The 22,661-nt window shown below is 69.0% G+C and carries 20 protein-coding genes; 13 read left to right on the top strand and 7 right to left on the bottom strand.

Translation table 11 applies throughout. From position 1 onward, the window contains the following. The first annotated feature begins 53 nt into the window (after nucleotides 1–53). From G6O69_RS20810 to pstB, 4 genes are read left to right on the top strand one after another with little or no spacing between them, the layout of a single operon-like run. Nucleotides 54–923, top strand: a complete 870-nt coding sequence (locus G6O69_RS20810) for a phosphate ABC transporter substrate-binding protein (protein ID WP_346017070.1) — start codon at nucleotides 54–56, stop codon at nucleotides 921–923. After that, entirely contained in the window at nucleotides 920–1,882 is a 963-nt protein-coding gene (gene pstC / locus G6O69_RS20805) for a phosphate ABC transporter permease subunit PstC (protein ID WP_255215834.1), read from the top strand. The genes G6O69_RS20810 and pstC overlap by 4 nt, the downstream gene beginning before the upstream one ends. Further along, a complete protein-coding gene (gene pstA / locus G6O69_RS20800) occupies nucleotides 1,879–2,784 on the top strand; it encodes a phosphate ABC transporter permease PstA (protein ID WP_346017069.1) in 906 nt (301 codons plus the stop codon). The genes pstC and pstA overlap by 4 nt, the downstream gene beginning before the upstream one ends. Continuing rightward, complete coding sequence (pstB, locus tag G6O69_RS20795; protein WP_172305258.1) at nucleotides 2,781–3,539, top strand: phosphate ABC transporter ATP-binding protein PstB; 759 nt, start codon at nucleotides 2,781–2,783, stop codon at nucleotides 3,537–3,539. Before pstA ends, pstB begins: the two co-directional genes overlap by 4 nt. Before the next feature lie 206 nt (nucleotides 3,540–3,745). On the opposite strand, the gene G6O69_RS20790 is transcribed toward pstB, so the two are convergent. Further along, on the bottom strand, nucleotides 3,746–5,137 hold the full coding sequence (locus G6O69_RS20790) for a hypothetical protein (RefSeq protein WP_172305257.1): 1,392 nt from the start codon (nucleotides 5,135–5,137) through the stop codon (nucleotides 3,746–3,748). 145 nt (nucleotides 5,138–5,282) lie between these two features. On the opposite strand from G6O69_RS20790, the gene G6O69_RS20785 reads away from it, so the two are divergent. Both G6O69_RS20785 and G6O69_RS20780 read left to right on the top strand, forming a co-directional pair. Next, entirely contained in the window at nucleotides 5,283–6,143 is an 861-nt protein-coding gene (locus G6O69_RS20785; protein WP_172305256.1) for a hypothetical protein, read from the top strand. 185 nt (nucleotides 6,144–6,328) lie between these two features. After that, nucleotides 6,329–6,862 (top strand): flavodoxin domain-containing protein, encoded by a 534-nt coding sequence (locus G6O69_RS20780; protein ID WP_172305255.1) that lies wholly within the window; start codon nucleotides 6,329–6,331, stop codon nucleotides 6,860–6,862. Between the two features lie 5 nt (nucleotides 6,863–6,867). Here the strand turns inward: G6O69_RS20780 and G6O69_RS20775 are convergent, their stop codons facing one another. Next, nucleotides 6,868–7,020 carry a hypothetical protein gene (locus G6O69_RS20775; protein WP_176396991.1) on the bottom strand — a complete coding sequence of 51 codons (153 nt, stop codon included), beginning with the start codon at nucleotides 7,018–7,020 and terminating at the stop codon, nucleotides 6,868–6,870. Nucleotides 7,021–7,029: 9 nt separating this feature from the next. After that, on the bottom strand, nucleotides 7,030–7,914 hold the full coding sequence (locus tag G6O69_RS20770; RefSeq protein WP_172305254.1) for a hypothetical protein: 885 nt from the start codon (nucleotides 7,912–7,914) through the stop codon (nucleotides 7,030–7,032). Between the two features lie 226 nt (nucleotides 7,915–8,140). Here G6O69_RS20770 and G6O69_RS20765 point away from each other — a divergent pair, with 226 nt between their 5' ends. The 3 genes from G6O69_RS20765 (at nucleotide 8,141) to G6O69_RS20755 (ending at nucleotide 10,563) form a co-directional block, all read left to right on the top strand. Next, nucleotides 8,141–9,574 carry a hypothetical protein gene (locus G6O69_RS20765; protein WP_172305253.1) on the top strand — a complete coding sequence of 478 codons (1,434 nt, stop codon included), beginning with the start codon at nucleotides 8,141–8,143 and terminating at the stop codon, nucleotides 9,572–9,574. Between the two features lie 246 nt (nucleotides 9,575–9,820). Then, nucleotides 9,821–10,276 carry a hypothetical protein gene (locus G6O69_RS20760; protein ID WP_172305252.1) on the top strand — a complete coding sequence of 152 codons (456 nt, stop codon included), beginning with the start codon at nucleotides 9,821–9,823 and terminating at the stop codon, nucleotides 10,274–10,276. After that, nucleotides 10,273–10,563 (top strand): hypothetical protein, encoded by a 291-nt coding sequence (locus G6O69_RS20755; RefSeq protein WP_176396990.1) that lies wholly within the window; start codon nucleotides 10,273–10,275, stop codon nucleotides 10,561–10,563. Before G6O69_RS20760 ends, G6O69_RS20755 begins: the two co-directional genes overlap by 4 nt. A 183-nt stretch (nucleotides 10,564–10,746) precedes the next feature. On the opposite strand, the gene G6O69_RS20750 is transcribed toward G6O69_RS20755, so the two are convergent. Both G6O69_RS20750 and G6O69_RS20745 read right to left on the bottom strand, forming a co-directional pair. Further along, a complete protein-coding gene (locus G6O69_RS20750) occupies nucleotides 10,747–12,510 on the bottom strand; it encodes a cytochrome b N-terminal domain-containing protein (RefSeq protein WP_172305251.1) in 1,764 nt (587 codons plus the stop codon). Then, nucleotides 12,510–13,091, bottom strand: a complete 582-nt coding sequence (locus tag G6O69_RS20745; RefSeq protein ID WP_172305250.1) for a Rieske 2Fe-2S domain-containing protein — start codon at nucleotides 13,089–13,091, stop codon at nucleotides 12,510–12,512. Before G6O69_RS20745 ends, G6O69_RS20750 begins: the two co-directional genes overlap by 1 nt. Before the next feature lie 149 nt (nucleotides 13,092–13,240). Between G6O69_RS20745 and G6O69_RS20740 the strand changes: the two genes are divergently transcribed. From G6O69_RS20740 to G6O69_RS20725, 4 genes are all read left to right on the top strand, one after another. Then, a complete protein-coding gene (locus G6O69_RS20740) occupies nucleotides 13,241–15,187 on the top strand; it encodes a serine hydrolase domain-containing protein (RefSeq protein WP_172305249.1) in 1,947 nt (648 codons plus the stop codon). 162 nt (nucleotides 15,188–15,349) lie between these two features. Further along, complete coding sequence (locus tag G6O69_RS20735; protein WP_172305248.1) at nucleotides 15,350–16,870, top strand: aldehyde dehydrogenase family protein; 1,521 nt, start codon at nucleotides 15,350–15,352, stop codon at nucleotides 16,868–16,870. Beyond that, on the top strand, nucleotides 16,870–17,244 hold the full coding sequence (locus G6O69_RS20730) for a DUF779 domain-containing protein (protein ID WP_172305247.1): 375 nt from the start codon (nucleotides 16,870–16,872) through the stop codon (nucleotides 17,242–17,244). The genes G6O69_RS20735 and G6O69_RS20730 overlap by 1 nt, the downstream gene beginning before the upstream one ends. A gap of 70 nt (nucleotides 17,245–17,314) precedes the next feature. Beyond that, complete coding sequence (locus G6O69_RS20725) at nucleotides 17,315–18,997, top strand: AIPR family protein (protein ID WP_172308288.1); 1,683 nt, start codon at nucleotides 17,315–17,317, stop codon at nucleotides 18,995–18,997. Nucleotides 18,998–19,087: 90 nt separating this feature from the next. On the opposite strand, the gene G6O69_RS20720 is transcribed toward G6O69_RS20725, so the two are convergent. Further along, nucleotides 19,088–20,665: a vWA domain-containing protein gene (locus G6O69_RS20720; RefSeq protein ID WP_172305246.1), complete on the bottom strand. Its 1,578-nt coding sequence runs from the start codon at nucleotides 20,663–20,665 to the stop codon at nucleotides 19,088–19,090. Between the two features lie 254 nt (nucleotides 20,666–20,919). Beyond that, the gene (locus G6O69_RS20715; protein WP_172305245.1) at nucleotides 20,920–22,629 is read right to left on the bottom strand and encodes a glutamine--tRNA ligase/YqeY domain fusion protein; all 1,710 of its coding nucleotides are present in this window, start codon (nucleotides 22,627–22,629) and stop codon (nucleotides 20,920–20,922) included. Nucleotides 22,630–22,661 lie beyond the last annotated feature (32 nt).

Here is a 22,661-nt window from a genome sequence, read left to right as displayed (position 1 = left end):
CGGGCGTACCGCAAGTTTTGGCGACAACGCCATCGGCGGAAGGACCAAGCGAGGTGTCGTGTTGGGTTTCACCACGGGCTCCTAGGCTCCTCACCTGCACGGCGCTGCTCTTTGCCGCGCTCGCGTGCAGCGACGCGGCCGAGCAGGCCGCCGAGCACACGCTGACGATCCGCGGCTCGGACACCATGGTGATCCTCGCCCAGCGCTGGGCCGAGGCCTATATGGACGAGCACCCCGAGATCGCCGTGCAGGTCAGCGGGGGCGGCAGCGGGACGGGGATCACCGCGCTGATCGCCGGGACCACCGACCTCGCCAACGCCAGCCGCGAGATCGCCGATAGCGAAGCCGAGCTGCTCGCCCGCGAGCGCGGCGTGCCGGTGTTCGAGACCACCGCGGCGATCGACGCCGTGGCGATCTACGTGCACCGCGACAACCCCATCGCCAGCGTGTCCCTGGCCGAGCTCGAGGACGTGTTCCGTGGGCGAGTCGAGGACTGGTCGGCGCTCGGCGTCGAGGACCTCGGCGCGATCACCCTCTACAGCCGCGAGAACAACTCGGGCACCTACGCCTACTTCAAAGACCGCGTGCTCGCCGGCTACGACTTCGCCAGCGAGGCCCAGACCCTGCCGGGCACGGCCGCGGTCATCAACGCGGTCAGCAAGGATCCGCGGGCGATCGGCTACGGCGGCATCGGCTACGCCGCCGGCGTGCGCGTGGTCCCCCTGCGCCTGGACTCGGGGGAGATCGCCGCGGCCAGCGGGGCCCAGCTGCGCGCCTATCCCCTGGCCCGCCCGCTGCTGATCTACACCGCCGGCGAGCCCGAGGGCGAGGCCGCGCGCTTCATCGAATTCGTGCGCGGCCCCCCGGGCCAGGCCCTCGTCCGCGAGCTCGGCTTTTTCCCCCTGCCGGAGCCCATGGGATGAACCACCACGGGATGCGCCGCCGCGGCCGGCCGCGCTGGCACGCGCTCGTCGAGTGGGGCATCCGCCTGCTCGCTGGCGCGGCGCTCCTGGCGATCGCGCTGATCTTCGTGTTCATCGCCCGCGAGGCCCTGCCGCTGCTGTGGTCCACCGACGCCCGCGCCGAGCTGCGCCTGGCCGACCTGTTCTTGCCGCGCCAGTGGCCCGGCTACGACGCCCCGGTGTTCGTCTGGCAGCCCGTCGGCCCGATCCCCAAGTACAACCTCGTCCCGCTGATCGTCGGCACCTTCAAGATCACGATCATGGCCATGCTGATCAGCGCGCCGCTGGCCATCGCCTGCGCGGTCTACCTGGCCCACTACTCGCCCCCGCGCCTGCGCGAGCTGATCAAGCCGACCATCGAGATGCTCGCGGGCATCCCCTCCGTGGTGCTCGGCTTCTTCGCGCTGAGCCTGCTCGCCGACCTGGTCAGCGCGAGCTTCGGCTTCGAGTATCGGCTCAACGGCGTGGTCGCGGCCCTGGCCCTGAGCGTGACGATCATCCCCGTGATCTTCACGGTGTCCGAGGACGCGCTGCGAGCCGTGCCCGCGGCCATGGTCGAGGGCGCGCGGGCGCTCGGAGCCCGCCGCCACCAGATCGCCTTGCGGGTCACGCTGCCCGCGGCCTTGCCCGGGGTCGCCGCGGCCCTGGTGCTCGGCTTTGGTCGGGCGATCGGCGAGACCATGGTCGTGCTCATGGCCTCGGGCAACGCCGCGGTCGTCGAGCTCTTCGACTGGTCGACCAGCGTGCGCACGATGACCGCGACGATCGCCGCCGAGCTCGGCGAGGTCCCCCGCGGCACGACCCACTGGCAGGTGCTCTTCCTGGTCGGGATCCTGCTCTTCGCCCTGACCTTCGCCCTCAACCTGATCGCCGCCCGCGTCGTCGAGCGCACGCGTCGGCGGCTCGGAGGCGAGGCGTGAGCGCGCCCGCGATCGGCCGGCGCGGCGATCGCCTGGTCCACGCGCTCACGGCCGCGGCCGTGCTCGTGGTCCTGCTCTTCTTGCTCGGCCTGCTCGGCATGGTCGTGGCCGAGGGCGCCCCGGCCTTGAGCCTGGAGTTCCTGACCGCCGCGCCCACCGGCGACATGGCCGGCGGCGGCGTGTGGCCGGCGATCTACGGGACCTTGGTGATGACCCTGCTGATGACCGCGGCCGTGACCCCCGTGGGCGTGGCCACGGCGATCTACCTGTCCGAGTACGCGCCCCGGGGCTCGCGCTGGGCCAAGCTGATCCGCGTCGCCGTGGCCAACCTCGCCGGCGTGCCCTCGGTGGTCTTTGGCCTGTTCGGCCTCGGCTTCTTCGTGCTCTTCGTCGGCGCGTCCATGGATCAGCTCGCCGGCCTCGAGCGCCCGGTCTGGGGCCGGCCCTCGCTGCTGTGGGCCGCGCTGACCCTGTCGATCCTGACCTTGCCCGTGGTCATCGTGACCGCCGAGGAGGCCATGCGCGCCGTCCCCCAGGACCAGCGCGAGGCCGCCCTGGCCCTGGGCGCCTCGCGCCTACAGGTGGTGCTCGGCGTGGTCTTGCCCGGGGCCCGGGCGGGGATCGCCACCGGCCTGATCCTCGCGCTCTCGCGCGGGGCCGGCGAGGTCGCGCCGATCTTGTTCACCGGCGCCGCCAACTTCCTGCCCGAGCTCCCCGACGACCCCCGCGACATGTTCATGCACCTCGGCTACCACGTCTACGCCCTGGCGACGCAGTCGCCCAACGTCGACGCCGCCCGCCCGCTGCTCTTCGCCACGGTGCTCGTGCTCCTGGCCCTGACCTTGGGCCTCAACCTCGTGGCCATCGTGCTGCGCAGCCGCCTGCGCCGAGGGCAGCCGTGAGCGCGGCCAAGCTGCGCTGCGAGGCCGTGTCGATCTACTACGGCCAAAAGCGAGCCATCGACGGCGTGAGCATGGGCGTCGCCCCGCGCACCGCCACGGCCTTCATCGGCCCCTCCGGCTGCGGCAAGAGCACGCTGCTGCGCGCCTTCAACCGCATGCACGACGAGGTCGAGGGCGCCCGCGTCGAGGGCGAGATCCTGCTCGACGGCCGAGACATCTACGCGCCGCAGGTCGACGCCGTCGAGCTGCGGCGGCGCGTGGGCATGGTCTTTCAGCGCCCCAACCCGCTGCCCAAGTCGGTGTTCGACAACGTCGCCTTTGGCCTGCGCCTGGCCGGCGAGCGCGACGGCCAGAAGATCGCCGAGACCGTCGAGCGCTGCCTGCGGGCGGCGGCGCTATGGGACGAGGTCCGCGACCGCCTGCACCGCTCCGCCCTCGGCCTGTCCGGCGGTCAGCAACAGCGCCTGTGCATCGCCCGGGCCCTGGCCATCGACCCCGAGCTGCTGCTCATGGACGAGCCGGCCTCGGCCCTCGACCCGATCGCTACCGCCGCCATCGAGGAGCTGATCATCGAGCTCAAGCGCGAGTTCACGATCATCTTGGTCACCCACTCCATGAGCCAGGCCCGGCGGGTCGCCGACACCACGGCGTTCTTCTATCTCGGCCAGCTGATCGAGCACCGGGCCACGGACGCGCTCTTCGCCGCGCCCAGCGAGGCCCGGACCCGCGAGTACCTCGGCGGCAAGTTCGGCTGACTCGCGGACTCGGCTCTGCCCGTGGCCACGCTCGCCGTCTCGCCCTTTCGCCGTGGAGATCGTCTCGTCCGCCCAGCCGACGATTGCAACACGCGTGGCACAAACGCGCCGTCATGCCACGCCGCGCGCCGGGGATCGCTCATCGCGACTGCGGTGAGAGACCGGGAAATACGCGCTCCCAACGCCGTTTTATTCAGCGAGCGGACTCAGCCCTCGGGGAAGTCGGTCCAGTTCTCGGTCCACGGCAGCGCCCCCGGAGCGAAGGCCCCGGCGTAGCTCGCCGCCTCATCGAAGAAGCCGTCGCCCGGCGGCTTGACGCCCGTGCCCGAGAGCGCGGCCCCGGGCACCCAGCTGGGCGCCTCGAGATCGTAGGGCCGCTCGATCCCCGGATCGATACCAAACTGATTGTTGAGACCCTCGGCCCGAAACAGCGCGTCCTCGTCGAGGGAGGCGTCGTCGTCCTCGTCGCCCATCTCTTCTTGGACCGTGGGGAAGTAGTGCTCGCCATCGGAGCCGGCGGCGAAGAACACCGAGTAGCTGACGCTGAGCGCCCCTTCGCTGAGCTGCGCAGCCGTGGCCTCGCCCTTGACGTCGATCGACTCGACAGGGTGCCCCATGAACAAGGCGTTGCGCACGGTCCCGGCCGTGCCCTGCTTGAAGGTCGCCCCGCGCTGGCTGGCCCCGGGGTCGTTGGAGCCGATCAGCGTGACGTTGTAGAGGGTCGGCGACGAGCGCGGATCCGCGTCGTTGTCGTCCTCCCAGTTGTCGCACTCGAGGCCGTTGTCGCCCTCGGCGTCCTGCTGAATCGCGAGGAACTGCGCCTTGCCGCGCCAGCCACGATCCCAGTCCAGCGAGTCGTCCTGGGCCCGCGAGATCACCACGTGGTCGAGGTCCACGGTCCCACCAAAGATCTCGACGCCGTCGTCCTTGCCGTAGTGGACCTGGACGTGGCTGATGATCGTGCCCGAGCCGCAGCCGCCCAGGGTCAGCCCGTTGAGCTCCTCGTCGAGCTGGAGCGGGTAGCCGGCGAATTCGATGCGCGTGTACTCGAGCACCCCGCAGCCCCAGTCGTCGTCGGTGCCGCCAAAGCTCGCCCGCGAGGTGTCGGTCAGACCCTCGAGCACGGGGTTGGCCTGGTTGACCGTGGCCCGCCCGAGCAGCGCGACCCCGCCCCAGTCACCGGCGAGGCGCATGCCTTCCTCTTGCGCGCTCGAGAACACCACCGGGGCGAACTCCGTGCCGCGCGACTCGAGCCGCGCCCCGCGGGTCGCGACCAGGGCCGAGCCCTGCTCACCGCGGATCTGCGTGCCCGCGCGGACCGTCAGCGTGGCGCCGTTTTCAATGTAGATCACCTTGGTCAGCACATAGGTGTTCTCGGGCTCCCAGACCGTGTCCTCGGTGATGTTCTCGCTGATCTCGACGACCTCGCCGCCCTCGCCCTCGGGCACGCAGGCCCCCGCGGAGCAGACCAGGCCATCACCGCAGTGCTCGCTGGTCTCGCACAGCTCGAAGTCGAAGAGCAACGAACAAGCCGTCAGCGAGCACGTCGTGACGCTCGCCAACAGCAGGGCCTGGCTCGAACGCGGGGGGCGACGCATGGCCGATCTTTGCCGAGCTCCTGCTTCAAGCTTGCGCCCGCGACGTTACGTATGCGCAACGGCGAGCCGCGCCAATGTCCCCGCGAAGAAACCCACCCGTAACCGAACGAAGCCGGCCAATCGACGATCGTCGATCGAGGAACCCATGCTCGCACCAACTCGCCCGCGCAGCCTCGCCGCATCCTTCATCGCCTCCCTCGCCGCCGCCTCGCTGCTCACGGGCGCGGGCACGGCTCGCGCCGCGACGGCACCCGCGGACGCCCAGGACCCCTCCCTTCAGGACCCAGAGCAGAGCGACGAGGCCGGCCGCTACGGCGACGCGGCCCTCGACGCCTTTCAGTCCGGGGACTACCAGGCCGCGATCGAGAACTTCGAGCGCGCCTTCGAGCTGAGCAACAACCCCAACAACCTGTTCAACATCGGCCGGGTCTACGAGGAGTGGGGCAAGCTCGAGCTCGCGGTCGAGCACTATAAAAAGTTCCTCGCCCAGCCCGGCGTGAGCCTCGAGTACCGCAAGGCCGCCCTCGAGCGCCTCGAGGTGCTCGAGAAGACCATCGCCGCGACCAAGGCCGGCGAGGCCGAGGCCGAGCCGCAGCCCGAGCCGCCAGCGCCTGTCGTCGACGCCGGCGGCGACTCCAGCATCGACGCCGGACCCCAGCCCGACACCGAGCGCCGCCGCAAGCAGCGAAACGCGGGCTACGCTCTGCTCGGCGTCGGCGGGGTCGCGCTGATCGCCGGGGGCATCGTCGGCGGCCTGACGGCCTCGACCAGCGCCTCCTTGCGCGACGAGGCCGACCCCGAGCGCCGCGAGCAGCTCGTCGATCGCGGCAACACCCTCGCGCCCACGGCCGACGCGCTGCTGATCTCGGGCGCGACCTTGGCCGTCGTCGGGCTGATCGTCACCTTGACCGCGCTGCCCAAGCGCGGCCAGCAATCCAAAGCCACCGCCCTCGCCCCCAGCTTCGGCAGCCACGGCGGCGGGCTGACCCTCGTCCACCGCTTCTAGGAGCCCGTGGTGGAACCCAGCGCGGCTCCTGGCGCCGGGTTTTTCGTCGAGGGCGCGAAGCCAAAACGCCGCTGTACCGGGCGTACTGCCAGTTTTGGCGACAAAGCCCTCGGCGAAAAGACCAAGCCAGGTGTCGTGTTGGGTTTCACCACGGGCTCCTAGACCCGAAACCCGAGGCTGAGCTCATGCGCGCGCAGGTCATCTACGAGTCGATCTTTGGCAACACCCGCGACGTCGCCGAGGCCATCGCCGCGGGCCTACGCGACCGCCCCGACGTCGACGCCGTCAGCGTGAGCGAGGTCGGCTCGGCCCCGGCCCAGCTCGACGATGTCGACCTGCTCGTCATCGGCGGCCCGGTCCACGCATGGAGCATGTCGCGGCCGGGGACCCGCGAGGGCGCGCGCCTCGAGGCCGAGCAGCTTCACCAGGAGCCGGTCTCTCGCGGCGAAGGCATCCGCGACTGGCTCGAGCGCTTGCCCGCCACCACCCGCGAGATCCAGGCCGCGTCTTTCGACACCGCGATCAAGTCGGCCTGGTCGCTCAGCGGCTCCGCAGCCAAGCCCGCGGCCAAGCGCCTGCGCGCGCGCGGGCTGACGATGATCGCTGACCCGACCCACTTCTTCGTCGCCGGCAAGCACGGCCCCATGCTCGAAGGCGAGCTCGAGCGCGCACGAGCCTGGGCGGCACAGCTACCGCTGACCGCCCAGGGCGCGAAGTAGAGGCTCTAGGAGCCCGTGGTGAAACCCAGCACGACACCTCGCTTGCTCTTTTCGCCGAAGGCTTTGTCGCCAAAACTTGCAGTACGCCCGGTACAGCGGCGTTTTGGCTTCGCGCCCTCGACGAAAAGCCCGGCGCCAGGAGCCGCGCTGGGTTCCACCACGGGCTCCTAGAGCGCCTGAAGGCCGTAGGGCGGCGAGGGGTTGGCGAGCACCGAGGCCTCGCAGCGCACCGTCACGGTCTCGAACTCGACGCCCTCCTTGTGGGCGGTGAGCGTATAGGTCCCCGGGGGCACGTTTGTATAGACCACGCCGCCGTCCGCCGAGGTCTCGACCAGGTCGTGCTGCGGGATCACGTCGGCGTTGAAGTAGACTGGGCCGGCCTCCTCGGGCAGCGCGGGCTCGATGGTCACCGTGGCCCCGGCCTCACCGTGGGCGCCCGCGTCGTAGAGCGACTTGCCCACGCGCGTGACCGTGCTGGCGATCTGGCACAGGTCCTCGCTCGGCTCGATCTGAAGGATCGTCGCGAGCGCGTCGAAGGTCGCGTCGTTGGGCACCTGGAAGGTCACGTGCTCGACCGTCGCGCCCTCCTCCTCGGGCAGGGTGAAGGTCTTGGTGTGGACCACCGGGTTGCCGTCCTTCTCGAGCCGGAAGCTCGCCTCGGCCCCGTTGGGCAGCCCCGTGAACTCGAAGTAGCCGTCGTCGTCGGTGATCGCCTGCTGCTCGGGCATCTCGAGGATCGTGATCGTCGCCCCGGAGACCCGGCTCTCCGAGCCGACGCCGAAGGTGAAGGCGTTGCCGCTGACCGTCACCGTCCCGGTCGCCGCGGTGTCGGTCCCGTCGGTCTCGGTCTCGCCGACCTCGGTCTCGCCGGCTTCGGTCTCGCCTGCCTCGGTCTCGCCTGCGCTGGTCTCGGTCTCGGCGGAGTCGCTGGTCTCGGTCTCGGCCGTCTCTTCTCCGGTGTCGCTCGAGCCGTCGTTCCCGGCCTCGTTGCAGGCGGCGAGGCAAGCGGCGAGCGCGAGGAGTTGCGTGATTCGCGGCAAGGTAGATTGCATGGCAGCGGACGCTACTTCCCGCGTGTCCCCGCGTCAGCGGCCAGACTGGCCAAGCAGCGCCCCGCCAGCCCGCTCAGCTAGCCAGCGCCGCGTCCTGCAACGCCAAGCCGCGACGAGGGTCGTGTTCTGCAACCTCTAGCAGACCAATAACGTCGTTCAATGACGACTCGAAGCGCCCCCAGGGCTTTCCTTGCCCTGCACGACGCTTGCAGGTCCAATGGTTTCGATGACATCTAAGCCGCGTTCGTTGCTCACCCTCGCCTTGTCCTGCGCCCCCCTGCTCGCCCCGAGCCTGGCCTGCAGCGGCGATGACACTGGAGGCAACGACGACGAGGCCGAGGCCACGGCCGAGAGCGACGAAAGCGAGGCGGGCAGCGAGGGCACCGAGACCGGTGAGGACCTGCGCCCGACCTGGCACCAGGACATCGCGCCGATCGTCTACAACAACTGCGTGGGCTGCCACAACGAAGGCGGCATCGCCCCCTTCGCCCTCGAGGACCATAGCCAGGCCGCGGCCTGGTCCGAGCTCATCGACGAGGTCGTCGCCAGCGGAGAGATGCCGCCTTGGGGCGCGCTCGAGACCGACGAGTGCCAGCCCGAGTACGGCTGGCGCAACGACGCCCGGCTCAGCGACGCCGACAAGCAGCTGATCGCCGACTGGGTCGCCGCCGGCAGCCCCGAGGGCGACCCAGCCAACGCCGCCGCCCTGCCCGAGCCGCCCAACCTCGACCTCGACAGCCCCACGGCCACCTTTCAAAACCCGACCGCCTTCAACGTCGGCGGCAGCGAAGACAGCTTCATCTGCTACAGCCTCGACCCCGGCCTCGAGCAGGACGTATGGGTGACCGGCGTGCAGATGCTGCCCGACAACGAGCAGGTCGTGCACCACGTGCTGATCTACGCCGACGAGGCCGCGAACTCGGCCCAGGTCGCCGACGCCGACGGCAGCTACCCCTGCTTTGGCACCGCCGGCGTGTCCGGGGCCAAGCTGATCGGCACCTGGGTCCCCGGGGCCTTCCCCACCGAGATGCCCGACGACGTCGGCCTCCCGCTGCCCGCCGGCTCGCGGATCATCCTCGCCTACCACTATCACCCCACCGGCATGGGCAACGAGATCGATCAGAGCAGCGTGGCCGTGCGCTGGACCGAGGAGCCCCCCGCCTACGAGGGCCTCATCGACCTCGTGGGCAACTTCACCAGCGGACCCAACCTGCTCGCCGGGCCCAACGACCCCGGCAGCCCCAGCTTCGTGATCCCGGCCGACATCGCCGACCACACCGAGACCATGCGCTTCTCGGTGCCCGACGCGGTCCCGGGCATCGATCTGTTCACCCTCGGCACGCACATGCACTACGTGGGCACGGACATGCGCGTCAGCCTCGAGCGCGACGGCGAGGAGAAGTGCCTGATCCAGACGCCGCGCTGGGACTTCAACTGGCAGCGGGTCTACAACATCGACGCGAACATTGGGCAATTCCCCAAGGTCCAAGGTGGCGATGAGATCACCTTGCGCTGCACCTACGACAATACCCTGGACAACCCATTCTTGGTCGATGCGCTCGCGGAGCAAGGGTATGATGCGCCGGTGGATGTGTATATGGGGGAGTCGAGCTTGGATGAGATGTGTCTGCTGATCTTTGGGTTGGCGTATCCCATTTGAGCGCCCGCGTGGCGTCCTGCTTCTAGCCGCAACCGGCCACTGTCCTCGCCATGCACGAGCCAAGGGAAACGCGGGCATGATCGCCAGCAGCTTCCTCGATCCGGTCCTCGGTCTCGATGTCCACTTCGAGATGGTGCCGACGCCGGCGCCCGTCCCCACGCCGCTGCCCAACCCTTTCATCGGGCTCGTCTTCGACCCAATCGGCCTCGCTTGTGGGATCGCCCTCGGGGCGGCGATCGGGGCCGTGTGTGCGCGCCCCTTCAAGGCCCGGTGCTCTATTGGACGGCCTTCCCCGCGACCAACACGGGGACCGAGGCCAAGCACGTCCCGGGGCACATCTTGTTCCCGCCAGGGGTCGCGTGGGCGCCCTTTCCCAAGACACCCAAGCCGGTGATCCACCCCGGCGAGACGCCGAGCCCGGGCCTGCCCATCAAGCCCGAGAACGACGCCGTCGTGGTGTTCGGCTCCAAGACCGTCACGGTCATGGGCTCCAACGCAGTCCGCCTCGGTGACATCGCGCTGAGCTGCTCGGAGCCCCCTCCACCTCCCGCACGACTGCTCCACGCCGAGCCGAAGACCTTGCCCTCGAACTCGAGAGAGGGAATTCGGCACATGAGGACGAAGGTGGGAAAACACCAGCTCACCCTCGGCTGGGATGGGGAGCAACTCGCCGAAGCCTGGGTTGGAGAGTTCGAGCCATGAAGTCGATCCGTCGCGCAGTCCATCTCCTGGGGGTCTTCGCCCTCGCGCTCTCTGCCTCGCCGAGCCCCGCTCGAAGCCACCCTGGAGGGCTCGACGGCTGCGGCTGCCACTCGGGCTCCCGCCCCGAGCACTGCCATCGAAACCCCTGCAACTACTGCCCTTCATCCTACAACTGCCCCGGAAAGATCAAGGTGACCACGCTGCCCAAGGCAGAGGTCTGGATCGACGGAGAGTACGCTGGTGATCCTGGCAAACAACCAACAATAGAACCTCTGCAAGGGGAGTGAACGGAGTGAATTCCTCATCCGCCGAGATCGAGCGAGCTACCCGATAGGTCCTCTCGGCCGCGTCAGGCTGACCTCGCCACAGGCGCTCTGCCGCAGCCCCCCACGAGGACGCGCGCTCGCAACCAAAAACGAAGCCGGGGCGGGGCATGGCCCCGACCCGGCGTCGTTCACTCTCGCGTGGGATTACTCGGCCGCGGCCTCGGCTCCAGCCGCGTCCTCGGCCGGCCAGCCCTGGCGGTAGACATAGTCTGCCAGGGTCGCAATCTCCTCGTCGCTGAGCTTGCCCTCGAACTTGGGCATCTCGGCGTTCTCGCCGTAGAGGTGCGCCTGGCTCGAGTTGCGGATCACCGAGGCGATCCACGCCCGCGTCCCGCGGCCCCAGAGCACCGGGGTGCCTACACCGTCGGCCCCCTTCTCGACCTCGTGGCAGCCCGAGCACTCGAGCTCGTCCTCCCACAGCGCCTGACCCTTCTTGGCCGCCGCGGCGTCATAGGCCGCGGCGTTGGGCTCGTCCTCGCCCTGCTCGCGGAGCATCAGCATGTACTCGATCGTCGGATCGAGCTGCTCGTCGGGCAGGTCCTCGGCGGCGTAGGGCTCCATGTCCTCGTGGCCCTTGGTCCCGCCGAAGTAGGCGGCGCTCCGAGGCTCGCGCACGGCCCCGCGCAGCCACTCGCGGTCGTTGAAGTGCGAGAGGCTGGGAGCCTCCTCGCCGCCCTTGCCGTCGATCTCGTGGCAGGTGCCGCAGTTCTCCTCGAAGAGCATGATCGCCGCGTACTCGGGGTCGTTTTGCCACACGGCGATGCCGCCGGCCGGGGGCACGCCCTCCTTGGCCAACTCGCGGGCCGTCTCGGCCTCGGCGTCGGCGAGCTCGAGGCCCTCTTGGTAGTCCTCGTTGTTGGCGTCGGCGGACATCGCGATGACCGTGAGCGCCACGACGCCGGCCATGATCAGGCCGACGCCGGCGAGCACCGGGCCGCGCTTTTTGGGCGAGCGCGACTCGGCGCGGTCGATGAAGGGCAGCGCGAACAAGAAGGCCGCGACGGCGCCGGGGATGATCACCGTGGCGATCAGCGCGAGCGGGCCCTCGAAGTACTTGAGCAGCTGGAAGAGGAACAGGAAGTACCACTCGGGCCGGGCCACGAAGTTCGAGGCCGGATCCGCGGGCGCGAACAGCTCGGCGCCGTGGGTCGAGTAGGTCAGGCCAACGAGCACGGCGCCGCAGACCGCCATGGCCACGACGTCGATGAACAGCTGGTTGGGCCAAAAGGGCGCGGTCTTGCTGGCGAGCTCCTCCTCGCTCATGGAAGCGGGCGGGGTCACGCCGTGGCGCCGGAAGAGGAACAGGTGCGCGCCGAGCAGGCCCGAGAGCAGCAGCGGGAGCACGAACACGTGCAGGGCGTAGAAGCGGGTGATGGTCAGGTTGCCGTACTCGGGGCCGCCCTGGAGGACGTGCTGGAGCGGCTCGCCGCCGGGCACCGTGCCCATGATGCCCGTGGCCACCTGCGTGGCCCAGTAGCCCTTTTGGTCCCAGGGCAGCAGGTAGCCGGTGAGCGCGAAGGCGAGGACCAGGCCGCCCATGAGCAGGCCGGTCCACCAGTTGAACTCTCGCGGCTTGCGGTAGGCCCCGGCGATCACCACCTGCAGCAGGTGGAGCACCGTGACCACGACCATGGCCGAGGAGCCGTGGTGGTGGAGGCCACGCAGAAACCATCCGCCGGCGACCTGATCTTGCAGGTAGGCCGTGCTCGCCCAGGCGTCGCTGGCCGAGGGCGAGTAGTAGGTGGCGAGCAAGATCCCGAGCACGACCTGCTGCATGAACAGGTAGGTGAGCACGCTGCCGAACACGTAGCGCACGCGGGCGCCACCGGGCACGGGCTCCTCGAGGGCCTCACCGACGAGGGCGCGCAGGCCCGTGCGCTCGTCGATCCAGTCGATGATCTTGGCCATCAGACCTTTACCTTGTCCTCGACGCCCTGCTTGAAGCGCTCGTAGCGGATCGCCACCAGCTTGCCCTCGCTCTGCTCCTCGAGGGCGAGGCTGTCGAGGGCCCGCGGCGCGGGGCTGCCGGGCTCCGGCGCGCCGGACAGATCGAAGGTGGAGTCGTGGCAGGGGCAGGCGAACTTGCCGGCCTCGGCGTTGTAGTCGACGGCGCAGCCGAGGTGGGGGCAGACCGTCGAGTAGGCCGTCAGCTGACCGTCGCGCTCGACCACCCAGGCCGAGCCGATCTTGACGTTGCGGGTGCGGTTCCAGGCGTCGACGCGATCGGCGTAGATGTCCACACGCACCGGCTCGGCGCCAAAGGCCTTGCGCTTGCCGACGATCACGAATTCTTCGCCACCGGAGGTCACGCGCACGTCGTCGGCCATCGGCCACAGCGTGGCCTCGAGCGCGGGCGCGACGACGATCGCCGCGAGGCCGGCTCCGACGGCTCCAACGCCGACTTTCAAGAAGGTCCGCCGGCCGTCGCCGGTGTCGCTGGCGTGCTCGGCGGGGCTGGTTTTTTTGGGGAGATCGGGCTGATCTGTCATGGCAAGTGCGGGGGATGTTAACAGGAAAAGGCGGCCGCGGTGCGTCGCGGAGCGCCGGCCACAGCGCGGCAATTGGCCACGGCCGCGGGGTGAGGCGCCGCCCCAGACCGCACGAACGAAGCGCCCCGCGAGGGCGTTACCATGAACCCGTGCTCAGAACGCGGTCTCACCCGAGGGTCCGAGCGTGGCTGCTCGCAGCCGCGGCTCTGGGCGCGACCACGGGCTGCCCGACGCAGGGTGACGAGCGCGGACAGACCAACCCGGATGAGGGCCCCGAGACCGCCGAGAACAGCCGCGCGCGCTACGAGGAGACCCGCGAGCTCATCAACACACTGGCCATCGACATGATGTGGGCCAACCGCGTCACCGGTCTGAGCCTCGCGCTGATCGATGAACAAGAGGTGGTCTGGGCTACCGGCTGGGGCGAGGCAGAGGTCGACGCGCACCGCCCCGCGACGCCGCGAACTGTCTATGACGTAGGCTCTCTCGCCAAGCCGATCACCGCCGCCGCGCTGCTTCAGGCCGTCGAGCGCGGTGAGCTGAGCCTCGACGATCCCCTCGCCGAGCACCTCCCGCGCCTCTCGTTCGCGGGCGCGGCCGAGGACGAGATCACCCTGGAGTCGCTGCTCACCCACCAGTCTGGGCTGCCCTCGGACTGGCTGCGCGAGCACCTCTCCGAGCACCCGCGGCCGTGGATGGCGGTGATCGACGAGATCAACGGCCTCCAGCCGGCCTTTGAGCCGCGCACCCTGACCCTCTATTCGAACCTCGGCATGACCCTGGCCGGGGCCGCCCTCGCCGAGGCCAGCGGGCGCAGCTACGAGGAGGTGGTCACCGAGGCGCTGCTGCGGCCCGCGGGCATGCGCACCGCCTACTTCGACGGCGGCCCGGAGCCCGAGCCGGTGCTCCTGCCGATCAGCGGCGGACCCAGGGGGCTCGCGGCCATCGAGCGCGCCGCCGCCTACGACATGGGCGAGGCCCGCTCGGCGCCGCGCTTTCGCCTGGCCCCCGCGGGAGGGCTGCACGCCAGCGTCCTCGACCTCGCCGCCTTCGCCCGGCTGATCCTCGGCCGCGGCCGCGTGGGCGGGCGCCAGCTGCTCTCCCCCGCCCACGTCGACGCCATGCTCTCGGCGCACAACGAGGACCTGGCCCTCGATCTCGATCATCGCTTTGGCTACGCGTGGTTCCTCAACGCGGACGAGCTCGACTGGGTCGGCCGCGTCGTCAGCCACGGCGGGCGCACGGTCCATCATCACGCGCTGCTGATCATCCTCCCCGACCACGGCCTGGCCGTCGCCGTCGCCAGCAATTCACTGACCGCCGCCAGCACCGTGCAGGCCCTCGCCGAGCAGACCTTGATCTTCGCGCTGCAAGAGAAGCACGGCCTCGTGCCCCCGGATCCCCCCGACCAGCCGACGCGACCGATGACTCCGGCGACGACCCCCGAGCGCCTCCAGGCCTTCTCGCGTGCGAACGCCGGCGACTACGCGACCTCGATTGGTTTGGCGACGATCGCCATGTCGACGCAGCCAAGTCAGCGAGGCGAGCTGTGGTACCAGGCCAAGGCTGGCAGCAGCCGCCTGTACCCGAGCAGCGCAGACGCGGCCAGCGCCGATGCCCTTCGGGGCGCGAAGATCCACTTCGTCGATGTCGACGTCGATCTCTCCGCTGCGCAGAGCCTCGCGCACTCGTGCGCGCTGAGGACCAAAGACGGCGACACCGCGGCTCACGTGATGACCTTCGAGCGTGCGGGTCGGCGCCACCGCGCGGGCGTCGAGCTCCCGCCGCCGCCCCCACTCTCCGCTGCCTGGCGCGCCAGGCTCGGCCGCTGGGAGCCCGTCTTGGCGCCAAAAGAGCGCGCTGCGATCCGCGAGCCCGCGCTGACGCTCAGCGGCGGGCGCCTGCAATTCGAGTTCCTCGGCGTGCTCGAAAACCCACCCGTCCCGGTGGTCATGATCCTCGAGCCCCTCGATGACCAGCGCGCCCGCGTGCTCGGCCTCGCCCGCGGACAAGGGGTGATCATCGAGGTCCGCGACGAGGGCGACGGCGAACGCCTGTGGTGGGCCGGTCGCTCGCTTCGACGCATGACACTCTAAAAACCAAAAACAATTGCGGCGCCCATGAACGCAGTAGGAACACCGCTTCACACCAACGCCTCGAGCGGGACGATCGTTTGAAGACGCGTGCAAAGAGATCGGCGTTCTAGTCACGCACGACACGATTGACCCTGCGCCACGGCGCCCCCCATCCTGAACGGGATGACGTACGCACCACCGAACTCCGAAGGCGCCCTGGTCAACTTCAAGTCCCGCTACGCCAACTTCATCGGCGGCGAGTGGGTCGCCCCGATCAAGGGCGAGTATTTCGAGAACCCCTCGCCCGTCACCGGGCAGAGCTTCTGCGAGATCCCGCGCTCGACCGCAGCGGACATCGACAAGGCCCTCGACGCGGCCCACGGCGCCCGCGAGGCCTGGGGCAAGACCGCGGTGGCCGAGCGCGCCAGTTTGCTCAACAAGATCGCCGACCGCATCGAGCAGAACCTCGAGAAGCTGGCGGTCGCCGAGACCTGGGACAATGGCAAGGCCGTGCGCGAGACCATGGCCGCCGACCTCCCGCTGACCGTCGATCACTTCCGCTACTTTGCGAGCTGCATCCGCGCGCAGGAGGGCACCCAAGGCGAGCTCGACCACGACACGGTCTCCTACCAGTTCAAGGAGCCGCTCGGCGTCGTCGGCCAGATCATCCCCTGGAACTTCCCGCTGCTGATGGCCGCGTGGAAGATCGCGCCGGCCCTCGCCGCCGGCAACTGCGTGGTGCTCAAGCCCGCCGAGCAGACCCCCGCGAGCATCCTGGTCATGCTCGAGCTGATCGGCGACATCCTGCCCCCGGGCGTGCTCAACGTCGTCAACGGCTTCGGCCTCGAGGCCGGCAAGCCCCTGGCCAGCAGCTCGCGCATCGCCAAGATCGCGTTCACCGGTGAGACCACCACCGGGCGGCTGATCATGCAGTACGCCTCGGAGAACCTGATCCCGGTGACCCTCGAGCTCGGCGGCAAGTCGCCCAACGTGTTCTTCTCGGACGTGTGGGCCAAGGACGACGACTTCCGGCAAAAGGCCCTCGAGGGCTTCGTGATGTTCGCCCTCAACCAGGGCGAGGTCTGCACCTGCCCCTCGCGCGCGCTGATCGAAGACGACATCTTCGGCGAGTTCATGGACGCCGCCGTCGCCCGGACCAAGAAGGTGAAGCTGGGCAACCCCCTCGACCCCAACACCATGATGGGCGCCCAGGCCTCGGCGGATCAGCTCGAGAAGATCCTCTCGTACATCGACATCGGCAAGCAGGAGGGCGCCGAGCTGCTGACCGGCGGCAAGCGTGCCGAGCTCGGCGGAGACCTGGCCGGGGGCTACTACGTCGAGCCGACGATCTTCTCGGGCCGCAACGACATGCGCGTGTTCCAAGAGGAGATCTTCGGGCCGGTGGTCTCCGTGGCCCGCTTCTCGGGCTTCGAGCAGGCCATGCAGATCGCCAACGACACGCTCTATGGCCTCGGCGCCGGGGTCTGGACCCGCGACGGCAACACCGCCTACCGGGCCGGGCGCACCATCCAGGCCGGGCGCGTGTGGACCAACTGCTACCACCTCTACCCGGCCCACGCGGCCTTCGGCGGCTACAAGCAGTCGGGCATCGGCCGCGAGACCCACGAGATGATGCTCGACCACTACCAACAGACCAAGAACCTGCTGGTCAGCTACAGCGAAAAGCCCATGGGCTTCTTCTAATGGCGCGCGTCACCGCCACCGACGCCACGCGCGAGCTGATCGCCAAGCTCAGCGCCAAGCACGGCCCGCTGATGTTCCATCAGTCGGGCGGGTGCTGTGATGGCAGCGCGCCCATGTGCTACCCCGCCGGCGAATTCAAGATCGGTCAGCGCGACGTCTTCCTCGGGGAGATCGCCGGCTGCGAGTTCTACATCGGCGGGGATCAATACGAGCGCTGGAAGCATACGCAGCTGATCATCGACGTGGTCCCGGGGCGGGGCAGCGGCTTCTCCGTGGAGGCCCCGGAGGGCGTGCGCTTCTTGACACGCTCGCGGCTGTTCACCGACGCCGAGATCGCCGAGCTCGGCGAGCCCCGGCGCGGGCCGGCGAGCTGATCCGCAGCGCCCTGAGCGCAATTCAAAGCCCTGGCGCGCCATGCTAGTGTGGCGCGCCAGCGGCGCTATGCTGAACGTCAACGCCTCCATCATCGAGAGTCGCGTCAGCGGCCATGTGGACGCGCTTCGCCAGCGCTTCGCCGACGAACTGAAGATCTCGGGAGACGCGGCCAAGCTCAAGTCGACGGCCTTCACCTGTCTGTGCGTCGAGACAATCCTCGACCTCGACGTGGAGGACGCCCTCGACTCGCTCGTGGAGGGCAGCCAGGACTTTGGCGTCGACGCGATCCATGCCGCGGAGCTGCTCGACGGAGAATTCGTCGTCACGCTCTTTCAGTCGAAGTACAAGCAGTCCCTCGACGGGCGCGCAGGCTTCCCCGCGACCGGCATCGAGAAGCTCGCCCAAGCCGCCCGCTATCTCTTTGACCCCGGGGCCCAGCTCCCAAACATCAACCAGCGTCTGCGCGCGCGTGTCGAGGACATCCGCAGCATGATCCGCGACGGCGCGATCCCCCAGATCAGGATCATCGCGTGCAACAACGGCAAGCGCTGGGAGTCCGACGCCGACACGGTCATCGCCAACACCGGCTTCGGCGCCCAGGTCAGCTGGGAGCACGTCAACCACGACACCTTGGTGTCGGTCCTCCAGGCCACCAAGCCAGTCAACGACAACCTCGTCCTCACCGGCAAGGCGATGGTCGAGGACATGCACTTCAGCCGGGTGCTCACGGGGCGAATCTCGGCCGCGGCGATCTTCGACCTGATCGACAAAAACGGAGAGCGCCTGCTCGAGCGCAATATTCGTCGCCACCTCGGCATCCAGGGCAACCGCGTCAACGAGGCCATCCAGAGCACGCTCATGGGTGACGACGCCGCGAATTTCTACTTCTACAACAACGGTATCACCCTGACCTGCGACAAGTTCGCCTACAACGCGCTCCAGGATCGGGACTATCGCGTTCAGGTCGAGAACCTCCAGATCGTCAACGGCGGCCAGACCTGTATGACGATCTATCGAACCATTTCGAGCGAGGGTCTGAGCCAGTCTCCCGCCTCCGTGCTGGTCCGGCTCTACGAGCTCCCCAAGGACAACGACGATCTCGTCCACCAGATCACCTACGCGACCAACAGCCAAAACCCGGTCGACCTACGTGATCTGCGCGCCAACGACGAGCTCCAGCGCCGACTCGAGCTCGGCCTGGACGAGCTCGGCTTTCGCTACCGTCGCAAGCGCTCCGATCACGCGGCGCGGACCAGCGACATCACCTCCGGCGCGGCCGCTCAGGCCGTGCTCGCGGTCTGGCGCCATCGTCCCCACCAGGCCAAATTTTATAGCCGCGAGCACTTCGGCAAGCTCTACGCGCAGATCTTCCGCGACGATCTCAGCGCCGAGCAGGTCGCCCTCGCGGTGCTCATCTATCGAAAAGCAGACAGCCGGCGGCGACGTCCCCTGAGCACGGATCCCGAGCACGTTCGCTACGCCTCGGCCTTCATCGCCATGCAGATGGGTCGGCGGATCCTCGCCAAGATCGGCCCCGTCGCCCTCGGGGCCCTGACCCGCCAAGTCTACGAGCGCGCCCGCGCCGAGCTCGAGCAACGTGGAGACGAACACTTCGACGCCTCCGTCCTCGACATCTCCAGCGCGCTGAAGAGCCTCTACGGTGACCGATCGCTCTCGCTGCAGCAGCTCTCCGCGACCTTTCGACGCGGTGACCTGATCAACCGGCTGCTCGAGCTCCCGCCTCCGACCTGAGCACAGCGAGCGCCAGCCCCAAACGAAGAGCGCGGCGGTCCCCAGGGCCTCCGCGCTCTTCGTTTGTGTCGGCGCTCGCTCCCGACCCGCTCAGCCGGGGCAGTCGATGCTCGGGAAGGAGCTCAGCTCACAGGCGGCCTTGACCTCGACGTCGCCGGGCACCGAGACCCCGCTGCGCCGAACCAGCTCGAACTCGAGGTTGCGCCCGGCGACCATGCACTCCTCGCTGAGCGCGTCGCCGCTCTTGGCGATCCAGCAGGCGTCCGCGCCCTCCGGCAGGACGTACTCGCCACCACTGGCCTCGCACTCGGGCAGGGTCACGCGATCGCTGCCGACCTCCTGGGTGACGGTGCAGCTGTAGTCGAGGGCCTCGGTGGACTCGTCGACGTCGAGGGCGCAGCCGTCCAGGCAGGCCGGGGGTAGCTCGCGGATCAAGCTTGCGACCATGTCGACCACCGCGGGCCGGTAGTCGTCGTCGCAGACCGAGTAGAGGTTGACGCCATCACCCGCGAAGGCCTCGGCGAAGGTCTTGAGGCGGACCGGCGGGATCGCGGTCTGGACCGTGTCGCCGACCGTGTTGCTGCACCCCGGTCCGATCCCGAACAGCTCCTGCTGATCGGCGTCCGGGTCGTCGGCGTAGACGAGCTCGCCGCCGGCGTAGTCCAGGGGCACGCCGGCGATCACCGAGACCAGGACCTCACGACCGGCGGACTTGCTCGCGGCCTCGGCCGCGAGCTGCTCGACATAACCCGAGACGGGGTAGAGCACGGCGTCTGCGGCCACGTCGGTCTCGGCCCCGCTCTCGTCACGATCGACGTCAATGCAGCTCGAGTAGGGGCTATCGCCTTCGCAGGCCGTGCCCGCGTTCCAGCACACGGCCGAGGTCGCGTAGTTCGCCCCCTCGGAGTAGAACACCTCGCTATCGAAGAGCGCCGTGCTGTGCGCTGAGTTGAAGGAGCAGTCGGCCTCGTCGGTGATCACCAAGATCGCGAGCAGGGCGTCGTCGCGCAAGAAGCCGTACTCCGGGCGCTCTGGGTTGTGCATGTTCTCGAGCGCCTGGCTCATCGCCTCGAGCGGCGACTCCCAGCCGCAGCCGCTGATGCCCTGGGGCGCGAAACACTGAAAGGCCGCGAGCGGATCGACCCCCTCGGGTAGGTTGGATACGCCGTTGTAACTCTCGATCCACGGGCGCACCGCGGTCTCGCCAGCATCATCGGCCGAGGGCTGGATCTCGAGCTGCGCGTCACTCAGCGCGCAGTGGGACTCGCAGGCCGCCGCGTATTGATCGTCGCTGCCGAACACGAAGGTCTCGGGTCGATCCAGGCAGGAGCTGAGGATCAGGTCGCCGCCGTTGCTCTCGCTCACGCAGTTCCTGCCGCCGAGATCCGTGGTCGTGATCCCGATCCGATAGTCCGCGCCGACCGCCTCGAGCTCCTCGATGAACGGCCCAAAGTTGGCCGCGAGGTTGGCCTGCTCCTCACCCATGGAGCCCGAGTTGTCGACCACGAGCAGCACGTCGACCCGCTTGTTCACGTCGAGGGGCAGACCCGTCACGGCCTCCGACGAGCCGTCGAACTCGGTCGGCTTGAGCGGATGGGGGTTGCAGGCGGTGAGGGCAGCGAGGGAGGTGAGCGAGGACAGGGCGAGGGCGATGCGGCGGCTGGTCATGGCCCTGGGACAAAGCAAGGAACCAGCCCCGACCATAAAGCCAATATTTTCGAGCACTTGCGCTGAAATTGGCGACAGCATCCGCCATCAACGTAGTTGGCAGCACACAGTGGGCAGACAACGAACTTGCTGGCGACCACACTCGCCACCCGACCGCCAGCGAAGGTGGCAGCCACACGAACGCCCCCGCCGAGAGTTCGGCAGGGGCGTCCACTTTCGTGTCCGATGCCTCGGGCGCTCGCGTCGCCGCTCGCTCAGGCGCCGAGCTTCTTGGCGAGCTTGGCCCAGCTGTCGCGCAGGCCGATGGTCCGGTTGAGGACCATCTCCCCCGGGGCGCTGTCAGAGTCGACGCAGAAGTAGCCCAGGCGCTCGAGCTGGAAGCTCTCCCCTGCCCCGAGCGCGGCCAGGGCCGGCTCGAGCATCGCCCCCTCGACGCGCTCGAGGGAGTTGGGGTTGAGGTGATCCAGGAAGCTCTTGCCGTCCTCGCCGTCGCCCTCCATGGGGTTCTCGGCGGCGAACAGGCGATCGTAGAGCCGCACGCTCGCGGGCTTGGCGTGGCGCGCCGAGACCCAGTGCAGCGTGCCCTTGACCTTGCGCCCGTCGGGCGAGCGACCGCCGCGAGACTCGGGGTCCCAGGTGCAACGCAGCTCGACGACCTCGCCGGCCGCGTCCTTGATGACCTCGTCGCAGGTCAGCAGGCAGGCGTAGCGCAGGCGGACCTCCTTGCCCGGGGCGAGGCGGAACCACTTGCGCGGGGCGTCCTCGCGGAAGTCGTCGCGCTCGATGTAGAGCTCGCGGCAAAAGGGCAGCGCTCGGGTGCCGTAGCCCTCGTCCTCGGGGTGCAGGCGCGCGTCGAAGATCTCGTCTTCGCCCTCGGGGTAGTTGGTGATCGTGACCTTGAGCGGGCGCAGCACGCCCATGTAGCGCGGCGCGACCTCGTTGAGGCGCTCGCGCACGGCGTGCTCGAAGAGCGAGAGGTCCACGACCCCGTCGCGCTTGGACACGCCCACGCGCTCACAAAAGGCCAGCAGCGCCTCGGGCGGGACGCCAGCTCGACGCATGCCGGAGAGCGTGGGCATGCGCGGATCATCCCAGCCGTCGACGTGGCCGTCCTCGACGAGCTGCCGGAGCTTGCGCTTGCTCATCACGGTGTAGCCGAGGTTGAGCCGGGCAAACTCGGTCTGCTCGGGCTTGCCCTCGACCGGGCAGTTCGCCACGACCCAGTCGTAGAGCGGGCGGTGATCCTGGAACTCGAGGCTGCACAGCGAGTGGGTCACGTCCTCGATCGCGTCGCCCAGGGGGTGCGCGTAGTCGTACATCGGGTAGATGCACCACGCGTCGCCGGTGCGGTGATGGTGCTGCTCGATGATCCGGTAGAGCAGCGGGTCGCGCATGTTGAGGTTCTTGTGCTGCATGTCGATCTTGGCGCGCAGCACGTGCTCCCCGGCCTCGAACTCGCCGGCACGCATGCGCGCGAAGAGATCGAGGTTCTCCTCCACCGAGCGCCCGCGGTAGGGGCTGTCCTCGCCGGGCTTGTAGAAGTTGCCCCGGCGCGCGCGGATCTCGTCGAGGTTCTGGCTGTCGACGTAGGCCTTGCCCTGCTCGATCAAGTGCACGGCGCAGGCGTACATGGTCTCGAAGTAGTCCGAGGCGTAGTGCACCGGCGGCGTCCACTCGAAGCCCAGCCAGCGGATGTCGCGCTGGATCGCCTCGACGAACTCCACGTCCTCGGCCACCGGGTTGGTGTCGTCGAAGCGCAGGTTGCACTTGCCCTCGAACTCCTGGGCCATGCCGAAGTCGATCCAGATCGCCTTGGCGTGACCGATGTGCAGGTAGCCGTTGGGCTCGGGAGGGAAGCGGGTCTGCACCCGACCGCCGTGCTTGCCCGCGGCGACGTCGGCGGCGATCAGCTCGCGCACGAAGTGGGGGGAGCCTTCCTCGGGCCGGTCCTCGTCGGTGCTCATCCGCTCTACTTACCGAGGCCCAGGGCCTCTGG

The sequence above is a fragment of the Pseudenhygromyxa sp. WMMC2535 genome, from assembly GCF_011083025.2.
This window is presented reverse-complemented; position numbering and strand designations above follow the sequence as displayed.